The 17,640-nt window shown below is 63.7% G+C and carries 14 protein-coding genes; 12 read left to right on the top strand and 2 right to left on the bottom strand.

The window, feature by feature from the left end:
* Positions 1–138 precede the first annotated feature (138 nt).
* Positions 139–1,269 carry a polyamine ABC transporter substrate-binding protein gene (locus tag JANGC3_RS0109630; protein WP_017876279.1) on the top strand — a complete coding sequence of 377 codons (1,131 nt, stop codon included), beginning with the start codon at positions 139–141 and terminating at the stop codon, positions 1,267–1,269.
* Between the two features lie 337 nt (positions 1,270–1,606).
* On the opposite strand, the gene sixA is transcribed toward JANGC3_RS0109630, so the two are convergent.
* Together sixA and ppk1 are read right to left on the bottom strand one after the other, a co-directional pair.
* Entirely contained in the window at positions 1,607–2,065 is a 459-nt protein-coding gene (sixA, locus tag JANGC3_RS0109620; RefSeq protein WP_017876278.1) for a phosphohistidine phosphatase SixA, read from the bottom strand.
* A gap of 18 nt (positions 2,066–2,083) precedes the next feature.
* On the bottom strand, positions 2,084–4,180 hold the full coding sequence (ppk1, locus tag JANGC3_RS0109615; RefSeq protein WP_017876277.1) for a polyphosphate kinase 1: 2,097 nt from the start codon (positions 4,178–4,180) through the stop codon (positions 2,084–2,086).
* A 290-nt stretch (positions 4,181–4,470) separates the two neighbouring features.
* Here ppk1 and pstS point away from each other — a divergent pair, with 290 nt between their 5' ends.
* The 11 genes from pstS to carB all read left to right on the top strand — a co-directional run bounded on the left by pstS (position 4,471) and on the right by carB (position 17,620).
* A complete protein-coding gene (gene pstS, locus JANGC3_RS0109610) occupies positions 4,471–5,505 on the top strand; it encodes a phosphate ABC transporter substrate-binding protein PstS (protein WP_442789076.1) in 1,035 nt (344 codons plus the stop codon).
* A 230-nt stretch (positions 5,506–5,735) separates the two neighbouring features.
* Positions 5,736–6,719, top strand: a complete 984-nt coding sequence (pstC, locus tag JANGC3_RS0109605; protein WP_017876275.1) for a phosphate ABC transporter permease subunit PstC — start codon at positions 5,736–5,738, stop codon at positions 6,717–6,719.
* Positions 6,716–7,579 (top strand): phosphate ABC transporter permease PstA, encoded by an 864-nt coding sequence (pstA, locus tag JANGC3_RS0109600; protein ID WP_017876274.1) that lies wholly within the window; start codon positions 6,716–6,718, stop codon positions 7,577–7,579. The genes pstC and pstA overlap by 4 nt, the downstream gene beginning before the upstream one ends.
* Positions 7,580–7,615: 36 nt before the next feature.
* A complete protein-coding gene (gene pstB / locus JANGC3_RS0109595) occupies positions 7,616–8,416 on the top strand; it encodes a phosphate ABC transporter ATP-binding protein PstB (RefSeq protein ID WP_017876273.1) in 801 nt (266 codons plus the stop codon).
* Positions 8,417–8,459: 43 nt separating this feature from the next.
* Positions 8,460–9,164 carry a phosphate signaling complex protein PhoU gene (phoU, locus tag JANGC3_RS0109590; protein ID WP_017876272.1) on the top strand — a complete coding sequence of 235 codons (705 nt, stop codon included), beginning with the start codon at positions 8,460–8,462 and terminating at the stop codon, positions 9,162–9,164.
* A gap of 3 nt (positions 9,165–9,167) precedes the next feature.
* Entirely contained in the window at positions 9,168–9,857 is a 690-nt protein-coding gene (locus tag JANGC3_RS0109585; RefSeq protein WP_026132782.1) for a response regulator, read from the top strand.
* Positions 9,858–9,863: 6 nt separating this feature from the next.
* Positions 9,864–11,180 (top strand): phosphate regulon sensor histidine kinase PhoR, encoded by a 1,317-nt coding sequence (gene phoR, locus JANGC3_RS0109580; protein ID WP_017876270.1) that lies wholly within the window; start codon positions 9,864–9,866, stop codon positions 11,178–11,180.
* 198 nt (positions 11,181–11,378) lie between these two features.
* Complete coding sequence (locus JANGC3_RS0109575; protein ID WP_017876269.1) at positions 11,379–12,278, top strand: patatin-like phospholipase family protein; 900 nt, start codon at positions 11,379–11,381, stop codon at positions 12,276–12,278.
* 73 nt (positions 12,279–12,351) lie between these two features.
* On the top strand, positions 12,352–12,756 hold the full coding sequence (locus JANGC3_RS0109570; protein ID WP_026132781.1) for a GlcG/HbpS family heme-binding protein: 405 nt from the start codon (positions 12,352–12,354) through the stop codon (positions 12,754–12,756).
* Between the two features lie 468 nt (positions 12,757–13,224).
* Positions 13,225–14,397: a glutamine-hydrolyzing carbamoyl-phosphate synthase small subunit gene (gene carA / locus JANGC3_RS0109565; protein ID WP_035787573.1), complete on the top strand. Its 1,173-nt coding sequence runs from the start codon at positions 13,225–13,227 to the stop codon at positions 14,395–14,397.
* Positions 14,390–17,620, top strand: a complete 3,231-nt coding sequence (carB, locus tag JANGC3_RS0109560) for a carbamoyl-phosphate synthase large subunit (protein ID WP_017876266.1) — start codon at positions 14,390–14,392, stop codon at positions 17,618–17,620. The genes carA and carB overlap by 8 nt, the downstream gene beginning before the upstream one ends.
* The last annotated feature ends 20 nt before the right edge of the window (positions 17,621–17,640 follow it).

Raw genomic sequence — 17,640 nt, 5'->3', positions numbered from 1 at the left:
TGGGATAGCAGGGACCGGCCTCGATTTTCGGGAAATATTTCTCGGAAAACGAGGCCGGTCCCTTTTTTTTCGCGCGCGGGGCGCTATCATGTTGGCCTGCAAGTTTGGGCATCGTGAATTGTTTGGACGGAGACGAGTATGGTGGCAGTGAATTTTCAGGCGCGCGTTGGCGCGCGCATCGGACGCGGCGCGCTCGCCCTGGCCGCCGCGGTGACGCTGGCGCTGCCGGCGCAGGCGCAGGAGGAAAAAGTCCTCAATATCTATAACTGGTCCGATTACATCGGCGACGACACGGTCAAGAATTTTGAAAAGGAAACCGGCATCAAGGTCCGGTATGACGTTTTCGATAATAACGAGATCCTCAACGCCAAGCTGGTGGCCGGCAAGTCGGGCTACGACATCGTGGTGCCAACCGCGCAGTGGGCGCGCCTGCAGATCGACGGCGGTTTGCTGCGCAAGCTGGACAAAAGCAAACTGAGCAACCTGGCCAACCTCGACCCCGCCATCCAAGCCAAGCTGGCCAGGCTCGACCCGAACAACGAACACCTGGTCGACTGGTTGTGGGGTTACACCACGGTTGGCATCAACGTCAACAAGGTCAAGGCCGCGCTGGGCGGCTTGGCGTTGCCGGACAACGCCTGGGACTTGATCTTCGATCCGAAGTACGCGTCCAAGCTGAAGTCCTGCGGCGTGTCTATCCTCGATTCGCCGTCCGAGGTGTTGCCGGCGGCGCTGCAGTATAGGGGCAAGCCGGCCTATTCGAAGGTCGCCGCCGATTACCAGGAGGCCGCCAAGGTGTTGCAGGCGATCCGCCCCTACGTCACCTTGTTCAGCTCGTCGGGCTACATCAACGACATGGCCAACGGCGCCGTCTGCGTGGCCCTGGGCTGGTCGGGCGACATCAACATCGCCCGCCAGCGCGCGCTCGACGCCAAGAACGGCAACGTGATCCAGGTGCTGGTGCCGAAGGCGGCCGCGCTGATGTTCGATACGATGGCGATTCCGATCGACGCGCCGCACCCGAACAACGCGCACCTGTTCATTAACTACATCCTGCGCCCGGAAGTGCACGCCAGCCTGAGCAACAAGGTGTTTTACGCCAATCCGAACACGGCCAGCGTCAAGTTCGTGCGCAAGGACATCGCCGAGAACAAGGCGATCTTCCTGTCGGAGCAGGACAAGCAGCGCATGGCCGCGCCGGAGGCGACCACGGCCGAGGTGCGGCGCTCGGTGACGCGGATTTACACCAAGTTCAAGTCCGGCAGGTAAGGCGGGGAGGGTGGCAAGGGTGTCGCCGCGGGCGGGGCGGCGGGACAGGCGCTCGCGACGAAAGGGGTGGCTCGTCGCCGGCGCCGGGGGGGCTTCGTTGGCGGGGCGCTATTCGTGGTAGCGGTCCATCAGCTTACGCCGGCTGTTGCTCATCTCGCCGACCATTTCGACGACAATGAGGCAGATCATTGCTCCAAATATACCCATGATAAACACGCTGAACATGGTGATCTCGACCGCTGTCGGGCGGCGCCTCCGTGTGGTTGATACCTTTAAACTGTAGCAGAAGCGCCCCGCTTTACAAGCGCGCGGCGCAGGGATTCGCGTTCACGGCGCCTTACTTGACGACCAGGTCGTGCGCCATCACCGCCTTCAGGTAGACGCTGGCCGGATCGCCCGGTTCGCGCTGCGAAAACCACCACGCCGCCGCCTTGCGCATTTCCCAGTCTTGCTCCTCGCCGGTCAGCAGCAGGGCCGCCACCTGGCCCAGCGTCGGCTGGTGGCCGACGATCAGCACCGCCTCCTTCGACGCCGGCCAGTTGGCCGCCTTCAGCACGTCTTCGGCCTCGGCGCCGGGCGCCAACTCCGGGTGCAGCTTGAACTTGCGGCCCAGCGCCTCGGCCGTCTGCAGCGTGCGCAGCGCCGGGCTGACCAGGATGCGGCAGCTGTCGGGCAGTTGCGAGGACAGCCAGTCCGCCATGCGCCGCGCCTGCTTCTGGCCCTTCACGGTCAGCGCCCGCTCCAGGTCCGGCACGCCGTCTTCGGCTTCGGCGTGGCGCCATAAGATCAAATCCATGCTGTCCTCCTTGTCAATTCATTCTGCCCCGGCCACGGTGTCGGGCGTGCCCAGCGTGTGCATCAGGTGCTGCTGCGCGCTGAACTCGGCTTGGCGCGCGCGCGGTTTGCGGCGCGTGTACTGGCCGCTGGAATCGAGTTCCCAGGCGTTGCTGTTGTCCTTCAAGTAAGGGTTCAAGCCCTCGGCGATGACGCGCCGCTTCAGCGCCCGGTCCAGTACCGGGAACGCCACCTCGACGCGGCGGAACAGGTTGCGGCTCATCCAGTCGGCGCTGGACAGGTAGACGTCGTGCTCGAGGTCGTTGCGGAAGTAATAGATCCGGCTGTGTTCGAGGAAGCGGCCGATGATCGAGCGCACCCGGATGTTTTCCGACAGCCCCGGCACGCCCGGCTTGAGGGTGCAGGCGCCGCGCACAATCAGGTCGATCTTGACGCCGTCGTTCGAGGCCGCGTACAGCGCGCGGATCACCGACTCGTCGACCAACGCGTTTATCTTGACGATGATGCGCCCGGGCCGGCCGGCGCGGGCGATCTTCGCCTCGTTGCGGATCGCCTTGATGATTTCGCTTTGCAGGCCGAACGGCGCCAGCCACAGATGGCTCAGGTTGTGCGGCTTGGTCAGGCTGGTCAGGTGGATGAAGACCTCGTTGACTTCGACCGCCAGTTCCTGGCGCGAGGTCAGCAGGCCGAAGTCGGTGTACAGCTTGGTGGTGGTCGGATGGTAGTTGCCGGTGCCGAGGTGGGCATAAAAGCGCAGCGCGCCTTCCTCGCGGCGTATCACCAGCGCCACCTTGGCGTGGGTCTTCAGGCCGACCACGCCGTAGACGACCTGGGCGCCGGCCTGTTCGAGCTTGTCGGCCCAGTTGATGTTGGCTTCCTCGTCGAAGCGCGCCATCAGCTCGACGATCACAGTCACTTCCTTGCCCATGCGCGCGGCCGCGATCAGCGACTCCATCAGGTCCGAGTTCATGCCGGTGCGGTAGATGGTTTGCTTGATGGCGACGACGGCCGGGTCGTGGGCGGCGCTGCGCACGAAGTCGATGACGGTCTGGAACGACTGGAACGGGTGGTGCAACAGGATGTCGTGCTTTTTCAGCGTGGCGAAGATATCGGTCAGCGCGCCTTTTTGCGGCACGCCCGGGAAGAACGGCGCGAAGCGCAGCGCCGGCTGCTGCACGTGGTCGATCAGCTCGGCCAGGCGCACCAGGTTGACCGGGCCGTTGACGCGGTACAGGCGGCTCTGGTCCAGGCTGAACTGGTCGAGCAGGAACTGCGACAGCTCGGGCGGGCAGTTCTTGGCCACCTCGAGGCGCACCGAGGTGCCGAACTGGCGCCCGACCAGCTCGCCCTTGAGGGCCTGGCGCAGGTTCTTGACCTCGTCCTCGTCGACCCACAGGTCGCTGTCGCGGGTGACCCGGAACTGCGAATAGGCGATGACCTCGCGCCCGGCGAACAGGTCGGAGATGTGGGCGTGGATGATCGACGAGAGCAGGCAGAACGACACGCCGCCGCTCGACAGTTCGTCGGGCAGGCGGATCACCCGCGGCAGCACCCGCGGCGCCTTGACGATGGCGATCGCGGTGCCGCGGCCGAAGGCGTCCTTGCCGCTCAGCGAGACGATGAAGTTCAGACTCTTGTTGACCACCTGCGGGAACGGGTGGGCCGGGTCCAGGCCGATCGGCGTCAGCAGCGGGCGCACCTCGCGGTCGAAATAATCCTTGACCCAGGCCCGCTGGGCCTCGTTGCGGTCGTGGTGGCGCAGCAGGTGCACGCCCTTAGCGCGCAACTGCGGCAACACCTCGGTGTTGAGGATCTCGTACTGGTGCTGCACTAGCAGGTGGCACTCGTTGCAGATGCGCGCCAGCGTTGCCAACAGCGCCGGGTGGCCCGACAGTTCGCCGCCGGCGTGCCCGGCCGCCAGCAGGCTGGCCACGCGCACTTCGAAGAACTCGTCCATGTTGCTGCTCATGATGCACAGGTAGCGCAGCCGCTCCAGCAGCGGAATGCCGCGGTCCTCGGCCTGCGCCATGACGCGCCGGTTAAACGCCAGTTGCGACAATTCGCGGTCGAGCAGGGTGCCCGACTTGTTGATGTCCGCGTGCTGTTCCAGGTTCATATGTGCGTGCAGATCAGGTTTCATGTTCTCTTGTCTTTGCAGATAGTTAATTCTAGTTCTTTTTGGCCTGCCGCGAGTGTAATTGTGAAATATGACAACTTTGTGACATCGACCGGCGCCGCGGCGTCGTATTGTGACAAGGCGATGGTAGCCGCCCGGGCATGGGCCGGGGCGGGCCGGTCGATGAGCGGATTGTTTCATGTCATAAAGCTGTCATATTTGGCCGGTAGACTGCGCAACATTGACGGCGGCGCGTAGCACCGTTACAACCCAGAGGACTTGATATGCAAATGAAGCAAATGGTGAAATCTTTCGTAGTTGCCGGCTCGGTCGCGATGACGTTCAACGCCATGGCGGCGGATATGACAGGTGCTGGCGCAACGTTTCCCTACCCGATCTACGCCAAATGGGCGGAGTCGTACAAGGCCGCCACCGGCAACGGCCTGAATTACCAGTCGGTCGGCTCCGGCGCGGGTATCAAGCAGATTAAGGCCAAGACCGTCGACTTCGGCGCCTCCGACATGCCGCTGAAGGCGGAAGATTTGGACGCCGAGGGCTTGATGCAGTTCCCGGCCATCATGGGTGGCGTGGTCACCGTGGTCAACCTGGACGGCGTCGCCCCGGGCCAGCTGAAGATGACCGGCCAGGTCGTCGCCGACATCTACCTGGGCAAGATCACCAAGTGGAACGCGCCTGAAATCAGCGCCCTCAACAGCGGCGTCAAGCTGCCCGACGCCGACATCACCGTGGTGCACCGCGCCGACGGCTCCGGCACCTCCTTCCTGTTCACCGACTGGCTGTCGAAGGTGCACCCCGAGTTCAAGGCCAAGATCGGCGCCGGCACCGCCGTCAAGTGGGCAGTCGGCGTCGGCGGCAAGGGCAACGAGGGCGTCGCCGCGAACGTGCAGCGCATCAAGGGCTCGATCGGTTACGTCGAATGGGCCTACGCCAAGAAAAACAAGATGTCGCACACCCAGTTGAAGAACAAGGACGGCCAGTTCCTGCAACCCGACGACGACAACTTCAAGGCCGCCGCCGCCAACGCCGAGTGGACCAAGACGCCGGGCTTCGGCGTGGTGCTGACCGACCAGGCCGGCAAGACCAGCTGGCCCGTCACCGGCGTTTCCTTCATCCTGATGCACAAGACCCAGGCCGACGCGGCCAAGGGCAAGGAAGTGCTGAAGTTCTTCGACTGGGCCTTCAAGAACGGCGCCGCCTCGGCCGTCGAGCTGGACTACGTGCCGCTGCCGGCGTCGGTCGTCAAGCTGGTGCAGGATTCCTGGAAAGCCAACCTGAAAGACGCGTCGGGCAAGTCGGTCTACTAATCGCGCGCATCCCTCCCGCGGTAAGCCGACTGGCGTCGGCGGCGGCTCGGCGTCGGATTACGCTTCGCTAATCCGAGCTACGCAAGCCGAACCGAGCGGCATTATCCCCGGGAGGGAGTTAGCCAGGGCCGCCTGGGCAAGATCAGGCGGTCCCGGCTAGCCCACATTAACGGCATAAACGGCATAAATGGCATACTATGAGCGCAAACCTATCCTCCTCACTCGGTCCGATGACCGAGATCACCATGCCCGACCACAGTACCGCGGCGATGCACTCGGCGATGCGCAAGCAGCGCCTGCAGGATTTCTTCTTCCACAAGGTGACGATGCTGTTCGCCTTGTCGGTGTTGCTCGTGCTCGTCGGCATCATCATCTCGTTGATGATCGGCGCCTGGCCGGCGTTGCATGAATTCGGCCCGGCCTTCCTCACCACCGTCGAATGGGACCCGGTCAACGACCGCTACGGCGCGCTGATCGCCATCGTCGGTACGCTGTCGACCTCGCTCATCGCGCTGTTGATCGCCTTTCCGGTCAGCTTCGGCATCGCCCTGTTCCTCACCGAAATCTGCCCGCCGTGGCTGCGCCGCCCGCTCGGCACCGCCGTCGAACTGCTGGCCGGCGTGCCCAGCATCATTTACGGCATGTGGGGCCTGTTCGTGTTCGCCCCGCTGTTCGCCGACCACGTCCAGCCGCTGTTGAAGGCGACGCTGGGCCAACTACCCGTCGTCGGCCAGCTGTTCAGCGGTCCGATGATGGGCATCGGCATCCTCACCGCCGGGCTGATTCTGGCCGTCATGATCATCCCCTTCATCGCCTCGGTGATGCGCGACGTCTTCGAGATCGTGCCGGCGGTGCTGAAGGAATCGGCCTACGGCCTCGGTTGCACGCGCTGGGAAGTGGTGCGCAAGGTCGTGCTGCCGTACACCAAGACCGGCGTCGTCGGCGGCGTCATGCTGGGCCTCGGCCGCGCGCTCGGCGAAACCATGGCCATCACCTTCGTCATCGGCAACGCCAACAAGCTGTCGTGGTCGATGTTCGCGGCCGGTAACAGCATCGCCTCGACCTTGGCCAACGAATTCGCCGAGGCCGAGTCCAGGCTGCACGTGTCCTCGCTGTACGCGTTGGCGCTGATCCTGTTCGCCATCACCTTTATCGTTTTGTCGGCCGCCAAAATCATGTTGGCCGGAATGTCCCGCAAGGAAGGCGTGAAATGAAGCAAGCCACCGCAATCAACCCGGTCTACCGCCGCCGCCTGTTTGTGCACCGGGTCGGCATCGCCCTGTCGGTGCTGGCCATGTCGGTCGGTCTGATCTTCCTGGTGTGGATCCTGGCCACCTTGCTCATCAAGGGCTTCGACGGCTTGACGCTGAACCTGCTGACGCAGACCACGCCGGCCCCCGGCAGCGAAGGCGGCGGGCTGATGAACGCCATCGTCGGCAGCCTGATGCTGGTCAGCCTGGCCACCGTCATCAGCACCCCGATCGGCATCCTGGCCGGCATCTACCTGGCCGAGTACGGCGAGGAAAACTGGTTCGCCCAAACCACCCGCTTCGTCACCGACATCATGCTGTCGGCGCCGTCGATCGTCATCGGCCTGTTCGTCTACGCGCTCTACGTCGCCAACGTCCAGCATTTCTCCGGCTGGGCCGGCTCGATCGCGCTGTCGCTGATCGCCGTGCCGGTGGTCGTGCGCACCACCGACAACATGCTGCGCCTGGTGCCCAACAGCCTGCTCGAGGCCGCCTTCGCCCTGGGCGCGCCGCGCTGGAAGGTGGCCACGCTGGTGCGCCTGCGCGCCGTCAAGGCCGGCGTCATCACCGGCGTGCTGCTGGCGCTGGCGCGCATCTCCGGCGAAACCGCGCCGCTGCTGTTTACCGCGCTCAACAACCAGTTCTTCAGCGCCGACATGAACGCGCCGATGGCCAACCTGCCGGTGGTGATCTACCAGTTCGCCATGAGCCCGTACGACAACTGGCGCGCGCTGGCCTGGGGCGGCGCGCTGCTGGTCACCTTCAGCGTGCTGGCCTTGAACATCCTGTCGCGCACCTTGTTCAGCCAGAAAATCCCGAATTAATTTGTTTATCCAGTTATCTATGAAGCGATCGATACCATGAACACGCATATGAGCAACGACGGCGCCATCGAGCTGGCGCCGAAGAAAAAAACCATCGAGATTTCGGGACTGAATTTTTACTACGGCAAGACCCAAAGCCTGCACAACGTCAACCTCGACATCCACGAGAAAAAGGTCACGGCCTTCATCGGCCCGTCCGGCTGCGGCAAGTCGACGCTGCTGCGCACCCTCAACCGCATGTACGACCTGTACCCGGGCCAGCGCGCCGAGGGGCGGATCATGTACCGCGGCCGCAACGTGCTCGACGCCGACCAGGACGTCAACATGCTGCGCGCCAAGGTCGGCATGGTGTTCCAGAAGCCGACGCCGTTTCCAATGTCGGTGTACGACAACATCGCCTTCGGCGTGCGCCTGTACGAGGACATGTCGAAGGGCGAAATGGACGAGCGCGTCGAGTGGGCGCTGAAGAAGGCGGCGCTGTGGGGCGAGGTCAAGGACAAGCTGGGCAAGAGCGGCCTGTCGCTGTCGGGCGGGCAGCAGCAGCGCCTGTGCATCGCCCGCGGCGTCGCCGTCAAGCCGGACGTGCTGCTGCTCGACGAGCCGACGTCGGCGCTCGATCCGATCTCGACGGCGAAGGTCGAGGAGCTGATCAGCGAACTCAAACAGGACTACACCATCGCCATCGTCACGCACAATATGCAGCAGGCCGCGCGTTGTTCCGATTACACTGCGTATATGTACCTCGGTGAGCTGGTCGAGTTCGGTGACACCGACCAGATTTTCATGAATCCGGCGCGCAAAGAGACGCAGGATTACATCACCGGCCGCTTCGGCTGATATGCCGGCGCCGGCATCGACTAATTGAACACGGAGAGACAGCATGACAGGTGAGCATTCATCCAAGCAATACGATAACGAACTCGAAGGCATCCGCTCGAAAGTGCTGTTAATGGGCGGCATCGTCGAGACCCAGTTCCTCGACGCCATGACTTGTTTTCGCATCGGCAATCCGGAGCGCGCCGACCGCGTCATGCGCGAAGACGACACCGTCAACCAGCTCGAAGTCTCGCTCGACGACGCCTGCAGCCATCTGATCGTGCGGCGCCAGCCGGCCGCCAACGACTTGCGCACCATCATGGCGACGATCAAGGTCATCACCGACCTCGAACGCATCGGCGACGAGGCCACCAAGATCGCCCGCGTCGCCAAGGGCCTGCACGCGCGCGGCAACGTCGTCGTCAACCACTATGAAATGGTGCGCGGCATCGCCAACACCGCTAGCGACATGTTGCACGACGCCCTAGACGCGTTCGCCCGCAACGACGGCAAGCAGGCGCTGCAACTGATCGCCCAGGACGCCATCATCGACCACGAGTTCCGTTCGATCATGCGCAACCTGATCACCTTCATGATGGAAGACCCGCGCACCATTTCGGCCGCGCTCGACACCTTGTGGGTGGCCAAGGCGATCGAACGCATCGGCGACCACGCCAAGAACATCGCCGAATACGTGATCTACGTGGTCGAGGGCAGGGACATCCGCCACACCCGTAGCGCAACGGCGCCCGTCGACCTTCCCGAGTGATTCATGGCATCTGATAAAACCACGGTATTGATTGTAGAAGACGAGCCGGCCATCGTTGAACTGGTGACCTATTCGCTGCGCGAAGCCGGCTGGAATTGCTGTTCGGTGCAAAACGTCGCCGACGCCTGGGACTTTATCCAGCACCGCACGCCGCACCTGATCCTGCTCGACTGGATGTTGCCGGACCAGACCGGCCTGCGCCTGCTCTCGCGCATCCGCGCCGACCGCCAGTTCAGCGCCATCCCGGTCATCATGCTGACCGCCAAGAGCATGGAAGAGGACAAATTGGCCGGCCTCAACAGCGGCGCCGACGATTACGTCACCAAGCCGTTCTCGCCGCGCGAGTTGCTGGCGCGCGCCAAGGCGCTGTTGCGCCGCAAGAGTCCCGAGCACGCGCAGGAAACCATGCGCGCCGGCAACGTGGCGCTTGACCCGGTGAGTTGCACCGTCATGATGGACGCGCAAAAAATCGACATCGGCCACGCCGAATACAAGTTGCTGAAGTTCCTGCTGGCCCATCCGGAACGGGTGTTCTCGCGCAGCCAGTTGCTCGACAAGGTCTGGGGCGACCACGCCGTCATCGAGGAACGCACCGTCGACGTCCACGTGCTGCGCCTGCGCAAGGCCCTGAAGGAGGCCGAAAGCTTGATCAAGACCGTGCGCAGCGTCGGCTACATGTTGTCCGAAAAATAGACTCTTATGAATCCGAAATTGTTGTTCTGGGTCCCCGCCGCGCTGCGCATGGCCCTGGTGCTGGCCGGCGTCGGCGTGCTGTGGTTCCTGTTCGGCGTGGTCATCGCGCTGGTGGTGGCGTTCGCGTTGATGGTGGTGATGGTGTTCGTCCAGCTGTCGTATCTGTACCAGCTCAGCAACTGGCTCGACAATCCGCACAGCGCCAAGCTACCCGACGGTTGGGGTTCGTGGACCAACATCTTTTCGCGCCTGTACCGGCTGCGCCGCGACGACGAGAAAAGCCAGGCCGAGCTGAGCGAATGGCTGGCGCGCTTCCGCCAGGCCATGCACTTGCTGCCGGACGGCGTCGTCATCATGGACGACGTCCTATTCCTCGAATGGTGCAACCCGGCCGCCGAGCAGCACCTGGGCCTGACCCAGGAGCGCGACAAGGGCATGCGCGTGACCAACCTGATCCGCAGCCCGGAATTCATGGACTACATCATCCTGGGGCGCTACGAGCAGCCGCTGACGTTGACGTTCCGCAACCGCAAGCTGATCGTCCAGATCATCCCGTTTGAAAACCGCCGGCAAATCCTGGTCACCCACGACGTCACCGAAACCGAGCGCATCGAGATGATGCGGCGCGACTTCATCGCCAACGCCTCGCACGAGCTGCGCACGCCGCTGACGGTGATCGTCGGCTTCCTGGAAATCGCCGGCACCGAGCTCGACCTCGACGCCCCGACCCGCGCCGCCCACATCAAGCTGATGACCGAGCAGGCGCACCGGATGCAGAACCTGATCGAGGACATGCTGACCTTGTCGCGGCTGGAGTCGGTCGACTACCCGCTGCGCCCAGAGCGGGTCGACGCCGGCAAGCTGATGGAGCAGGTGCTGCGCGACGCCCGCGCGCTGTCGGCCGGCAAGCACCAACTGACGCTGGAGGCCAGCGGCGCCGACGTGCTGGGCAACTTCGAGGAGCTGCACAGCGCTTTTGGCAACCTGGCCTCGAACGCGGTGCGCTACACCCCGGCCGGCGGCGCCATCCACCTGCTGTGGCAGGACAGCCCGGGCGGCCCGCAATTCATCGTGCGCGACACCGGCATCGGCATCAGCCCGGAGCATATTTCGCGCCTGACCGAGCGCTTCTACCGGGTCGACAAGAGCCGCTCGCGGGAAACCCAGGGCACCGGCCTGGGGCTGGCCATCGTCAAGCACGTGCTGCTGCGCCACGGCGGCACGCTATCGATCAAATCCGAGGCGGGGCAGGGCAGCAGCTTCATCGTCAGCCTGCCGAAGTCGGTGACCACCCCGGCCGCCGCCGAACTGCTGCCGCACTGAGCGCCGGTCGGGTTACGCGTCCCGCCAATCCGACCTCCGACACCGGGCCCCGGCGCCGGAGGGGGGCAGACCCTCGGGGCCTGACCCCGGACTCGCGCCCTTGGTTTGCCCGGCGCGCCCCTTCAGCCCGTCCTCGGCGTGCCCGCCCGGCAAGTGCGCTACAATCCGCCGGCTATGTCGCAGACCTCGCCTATATATATGTCCCCACGTCGTTACTCCCTGATCGCCATCGCGGCCCTGCTGCTGGCCGGCTGCACCACCACCGCTCCCGAGGCGCCGGCGCCGGCCGCCGCGCCGCAACCGCCGCGCAAGATCAAGATCGGCCTGGCGCTGGGCGGCGGCGCCGCGCGCGGCTTCGCCCACATCGGCGTCATCAAGGCGCTCGAATCGCAGGGCATCCTGGCCGACGTCGTGGTCGGTACCAGCGCCGGCGCCGTGGTCGGCGCCCTGTACGCGGCCGGCAATTCCGGCTTCGCGCTGCAAAAGCTCGCCTTTGACATGGACGAGGCCGCCATCTCCGACTGGGCCATGCCGCTGTTCGGCAAGTCTTCCGGCGTGCTCAAAGGCGAAGCCTTGCAAAGCTACGTCAACAAGTCCGTCGGCAACCTGCCGATGGAAAAGCTGAAGATCCCGTTCGGCGTCGTCGCCACCGACCTGAAGAACGGCCAGCCGATCCTCTTCCAGCGCGGCAACACCGGCATGGCGGTGCGGGCCTCGTCGTCGGTGCCGGGGGTGTTCCAGCCGGTCGCCATCAACGGCCGCCACTACGTCGACGGCGGCCTGGTGGCGCCGGTGCCGGTGCGCTTCGCGCGCGACATGGGCGCCGACTTCATCATCGCCGTCAATATCTCGACGCAAACCGACGCGCAGGCGGCGATCAGCTCGATGGAAGTGATCCTGCAAACCTTCAGCATCATGGGCCAGCGCATCAACCAGTTCGAACTGAAGGACGCCGACGTGGTGATCCAGCCCAGCCTGGGGCTGATGAAGGGCAACGACTTCAACGGCCGCAACCAGGCCATCCTGGCCGGCGAGCAAGCCGCTTTCGCGGTGATGGCGCAGCTCAAGCAAAAACTCAAGGCCAAGCGCGAACCATAAAATCAAGCGGCAAGCAGGTGCGCATCGGCGAGCAGTGGCGTACAATTCGTCCTCATTAAAAAAAGGACGCATGATGCAATCGAAACCAATCTTGACACTTGACGACGTTAAAAAAATCGCCGCGGCGGCGGAAGCGGAAGCGCTCGCCAACAAATGGGCGGTCGCCATTTCCATCGTCGACGATGGCGGTCACATGTTGTGGTTTCAGCGCATGGACGGCGCCGCGCCGATTTCCTCGCATATCGCGCCGGCCAAGGCCAAGACCGCGGCGCTGGGCCAGCGCGAATCGCGCGTCTACGAAGAGATGATCAACAACGGCCGCGTCTCGTTCCTGAGCGCGCCCGAAATCGCCGGCATGCTCGAAGGCGGCGTACCCATCGTCGTCGACGGCTACTATGTCGGCGCGGTTGGCGTGTCCGGCGTCAAATCGTCGGAAGACGCGCAAATCGCCAAGGCCGGCATCGCCGCGCTGGGCTGACAGTGGCATAGCCGCGCCCGCTAAGCGCCGCGGCCACTTCGCCGTTCGGGGCCGGGTCGCGCGCGTCGCCATTCTTGAGGGAGTGGCGGCGCGCGCGACCCGGCCCCGACTTCCTTGTATCTGCGCTTTACAGCCAATCGGCTTCCACGTCGGATCATCGAAGCCGGCCCGGCCGCGCTCGGAACTAGCTTGCTTGGCAATTGTTTAACGTTGTCGGACGCCGGTGCGGGGCGCCGCCGGCATGTGTCGCCGGCGGCTATTTTTGCGCCCTTTTTGGGGTCGCGGCGATTGCCGGAAGGGCGCCGATGCGCTATAATTGCAAGGTTTAGCCATTCTTACACATACCGTAGCCGACTACCACCATCCCATCATTCATTATGACCGTTGACCCTCAAGCCGCAGCTGCTTGGGATGCTTGGCGGTCGGTCTGACGTGGCGCAGCTACGGTAACTTTATCAGGAGTTGCCCTTGCCGCCATTTTTTTCTGGCCCTGCCGTTCCAGCCATTTTAGCGCTTGCTGATGGAACGATTTTCAAAGGATTTTCCATCGGTGCCGCCGGTCATACGACGGGCGAGGTGGTGTTCAACACTTCCATGACCGGCTATCAGGAAATCCTCACCGATCCGAGCTACTGCCGCCAGATCGTGACCCTTACCTATCCGCACATCGGCAACACCGGCGTCAACCCGGAAGACGTGGAATCATCCAAGGTGCACGCCGCCGGTTTGATCATCCGCGACCTGCCGTTGCTGGCCTCGAATTTCCGCTCGACCCAGTCGCTCGGCGACTATCTGAAGGCCGAGAACATCGTCGCCATCGCCGGCATCGATACCCGCAAGCTGACCCGCATCCTGCGCGAAAAGGGCGCCCAGAGCGGCGCCATCCTGGTGGGTACGCAAGGCAACGAGCCGTCCGCCGCGCAAGCGCTGGAACTGGCGCGTTCCTTCCCCGGCCTGTCCGGCATGGACCTGGCCAAGGTGGTCTCGACCAAGGCCGCCTACGAGTTCACCGAAACCGAGTGGACGCTGGGCGAGGGCTACGGCAAGCTGGCCGATTCCAAGTTCCACGTGGTGGCCTTCGACTACGGCGTCAAGCGCAACATCCTGCGCATGCTGACCGCGCGCGGCTGCAAGGTGACGGTGTTGCCGGCCCAGGCTTCGGCGGCCGACGCGCTGGCGCTGAACCCGGACGGCATCTTCCTGTCGAACGGCCCCGGCGACCCGGAACCGTGCGACTACGCGATCGCCGCGACCAAGGAGTTGATCGAGCGCGGCATTCCCGTGTTCGGCATCTGCCTGGGCCACCAGATCATGGCGCTGGCCTCCGGCGCGAAGACCCTGAAGATGAAGTTCGGCCACCACGGCGCCAACCACCCGGTGCAGGACCTGGACTCGAAGCAAGTGCTGATCACGTCGCAGAACCACGGTTTCGCGGTCGACGCGGCGACCTTGCCGGCCAATTGCCGCGTTACGCACGAGTCGCTGTTCGACGCTTCGCTGCAGGGCTTCGCCCGCACGGACAAGCCGGCGTTCTGCTTCCAGGGCCACCCGGAAGCGTCGCCTGGCCCAATGGATGTTGCTTACCTGTTTGATCGCTTCATCGGCTTGATGGATGCGGTGGAGAAAAAGAAAAATGCCTAAACGTTTAGATATTAAAAGTATTCTGATTATTGGCGCCGGCCCGATCGTTATCGGTCAGGCTTGCGAATTCGACTATTCCGGCGCGCAAGCGTGCAAGGCCCTGCGCGAAGAGGGCTACAAAGTCATCCTGGTCAACAGCAACCCCGCGACCATCATGACCGACCCGGAAATGGCCGACGTGACCTACATCGAGCCGATCACGTGGAAGGTTGTCGAGCGCATCATCGCTAAGGAGCGTCCCGACGCGATCCTGCCGACGATGGGCGGGCAGACCGCGTTGAACTGCGCGCTGGACCTGCACAACAACGGCGTGCTGGAAAAATACAAGGTCGAGTTGATCGGCGCCTCCCCGGAAGCCATCGACAAGGCCGAGGACCGCTCCAAGTTCAAGCAGGCGATGACCAAGATCGGCCTCGGTTCGGCCCGCTCCGGCGTGGCCCACTCGATGGACGAGTCGTGGGCCGTGCAGCGCGAACTGGGTTTCCCGACCATCATCCGGCCGTCGTTTACGATGGGCGGCAGCGGCGGCGGCATCGCCTACAACGAGGAAGAGTTCGAAACGATTTGCAAGCGCGGCCTGGAAGCGTCGCCGACCAAGGAGTTGCTGATCGAAGAATCGTTGATCGGCTGGAAAGAGTATGAGATGGAAGTGGTGCGCGACAAGGCGGACAACTGCATCATCATCTGCTCGATCGAAAACCTCGACCCGATGGGCGTGCACACCGGCGACTCGATCACGGTGGCGCCGGCCCAGACGCTGACGGACAAGGAATACCAGATCATGCGCAACGCCTCGCTGGCGGTATTGCGCGAGATCGGCGTCGACACCGGCGGCTCCAACGTGCAGTTCTCGATCAACCCGGCCGACGGCCGCATGATCGTCATCGAAATGAACCCGCGCGTGTCGCGCTCGTCGGCGCTGGCCTCGAAGGCAACCGGTTTCCCGATCGCCAAGATCGCCGCCAAGCTGGCGGTCGGCTTCACGCTCGACGAGTTGCGCAACGAGATCACCGGCGGCCAGACCCCGGCCTCGTTCGAGCCGTCGATCGATTACGTCGTCGTCAAGATCCCCCGTTTCACGTTCGAGAAGTTCCCGACCGCCGACCACCACCTGACCACGCAGATGAAGTCGGTCGGCGAGGTGATGGCGATCGGCCGCACCTTCCAGGAATCGTTCCAGAAAGCCCTGCGCGGTCTGGAAGTGGGCGTCGACGGCCTGAACGAGAAGACCAAGGACCGCGAGAAGATCGAGGAAGAGCTGGGCGAGCCCGGTCCGGAACGCATCTGGTACGTCGGCGACGCCTTCGCCCAGGGCTTCACGATGGAAGAAGTGCACCAGCTGACCCATATCGACCCGTGGTTCCTGATCCAGATCAAGGAAATCGTCGACCTCGAACTGTGGCTCGACACCCAGTCGCTCGACGCGCTCGACAAGACCACGCTGTACAAGTTGAAGCAAAAAGGTTTCTCGGACCGTCGCCTGGGCTTCCTGCTGCAAACCACCGACACGGCGGTGCGCCTGAGGCGCCACGCGCTCAACATCCGCCCGGTCTACAAGCGGGTCGACACCTGCGCCGCGGAATTCGCCACCGACACCGCCTACATGTACTCGACCTACGATGAAGAGTGCGAGTCTAATCCGAGCGACAAGAAAAAGATCATGGTGCTGGGCGGTGGCCCGAACCGCATCGGCCAGGGTATCGAATTCGACTATTGCTGCGTGCACGCGGCGCTGGCGATGCGCGAAGACGGTTACGAGACCATCATGGTCAACTGCAACCCGGAAACCGTGTCGACCGACTACGACACCTCGGACCGCCTGTATTTCGAATCGCTGACGCTGGAAGACGTGCTGGAAATCGTCGCGCTGGAAAAACCGGTCGGCGTTATCGTCCAGTACGGCGGCCAGACGCCGTTGAAGCTGGCGCTGGACCTGGAAGCGAACGGCGTGCCGATCATCGGCACCTCGCCGGACATGATCGACGCCGCCGAAGACCGCGAGCGGTTCCAGCAGTTGTTGCACAAGCTCGAGCTGCGCCAGCCGCCTAACCGCACCGCCCGCACCGAAGAGGACGCGTTACGCCTGGCGCAGGAAATCGGTTATCCGCTGGTGGTGCGCCCCTCGTACGTGCTGGGCGGGCGGGCGATGGAAATCGTCCACGAGCAACGCGACCTCGAGCGCTACATGCGCGAAGCGGTCAAGGTCTCGCACGATTCGCCGGTGCTGCTGGACCGCTTCCTGAACGACGCCATCGAGTGCGACGTCGATTGCATCTCCGACGGCGAAACCACCTTCATCGGCGGCGTCATGGAGCATATCGAACAAGCCGGCGTGCATTCGGGCGACTCGGCCTGCTCGCTGCCGCCGTACTCGCTGTCGCAGGAAACCATCGACGAACTGAAGCGCCAGACCGCGCTGATGGCCAAGGGCTTGAACGTGGTCGGCCTGATGAACGTGCAGTTCGCGATCCAGAAGCAAGAGATCGACGGCCAGATGCAAGACGTCGTGTTCGTGCTGGAAGTCAATCCGCGCGCCTCGCGCACGGTGCCGTTCGTTTCCAAGGCCACCGGCCTGCAACTGGCCAAGATCGCCGCCCGCTGCATGGTCGGCCAGTCGCTGGCGTCGCAGGGCATCACGCAGGAAGTGGTGCCGCCTTACTTCAGCGTCAAGGAAGCCGTCTTCCCGTTCGTCAAGTTCCCTGGCGTCGACACCATCCTCGGCCCCGAGATGAAGTCGACCGGCGAAGTGATGGGCGTGGGCATGACTTTCGGCGAGGCGTTCGTCAAGTCGCAGCTGGGCGCCGGCGTCAAATTGCCGAAGTCGGGCAAGGTCTTCCTGAGCGTCAAGGCGTCGGACAAGCCGCGCGCCGTGCAGGTGGCGCGCGACCTGGTCGACATCGGCTTCACGCTGGTGGCCTCGAAGGGCACCGCCGCGGTGATTTCCGCCGCCGGCATCCCGGTGACGCCGGTAAACAAGGTGATCGAAGGGCGTCCGCACATCGTCGACATGATCAAGAACCATGAAATCGTTCTGGTCGTCAACACGGTCGAGGAAAAACGCAGCGCCATCGTCGATTCGCGGGCCATCCGCACCTCGGCGCTGGCCGCGCACGTGACCACCTACACCACCATCGCCGGCGCCGAAGCGGCGGTGGAAGGGATACGTCATCTCGACGAGTTGCGCGTCTACGATTTACAAGGTCTGCATAAAACCTTACACTAAGCCTGTTTGCGGCACCCTTG

Origin of the sequence: Janthinobacterium sp. CG3 (assembly GCF_000344615.1) — a bacterium.
Taxonomy (GTDB): domain Bacteria; phylum Pseudomonadota; class Gammaproteobacteria; order Burkholderiales; family Burkholderiaceae_D; genus Janthinobacterium.
This window is presented reverse-complemented; position numbering and strand designations above follow the sequence as displayed.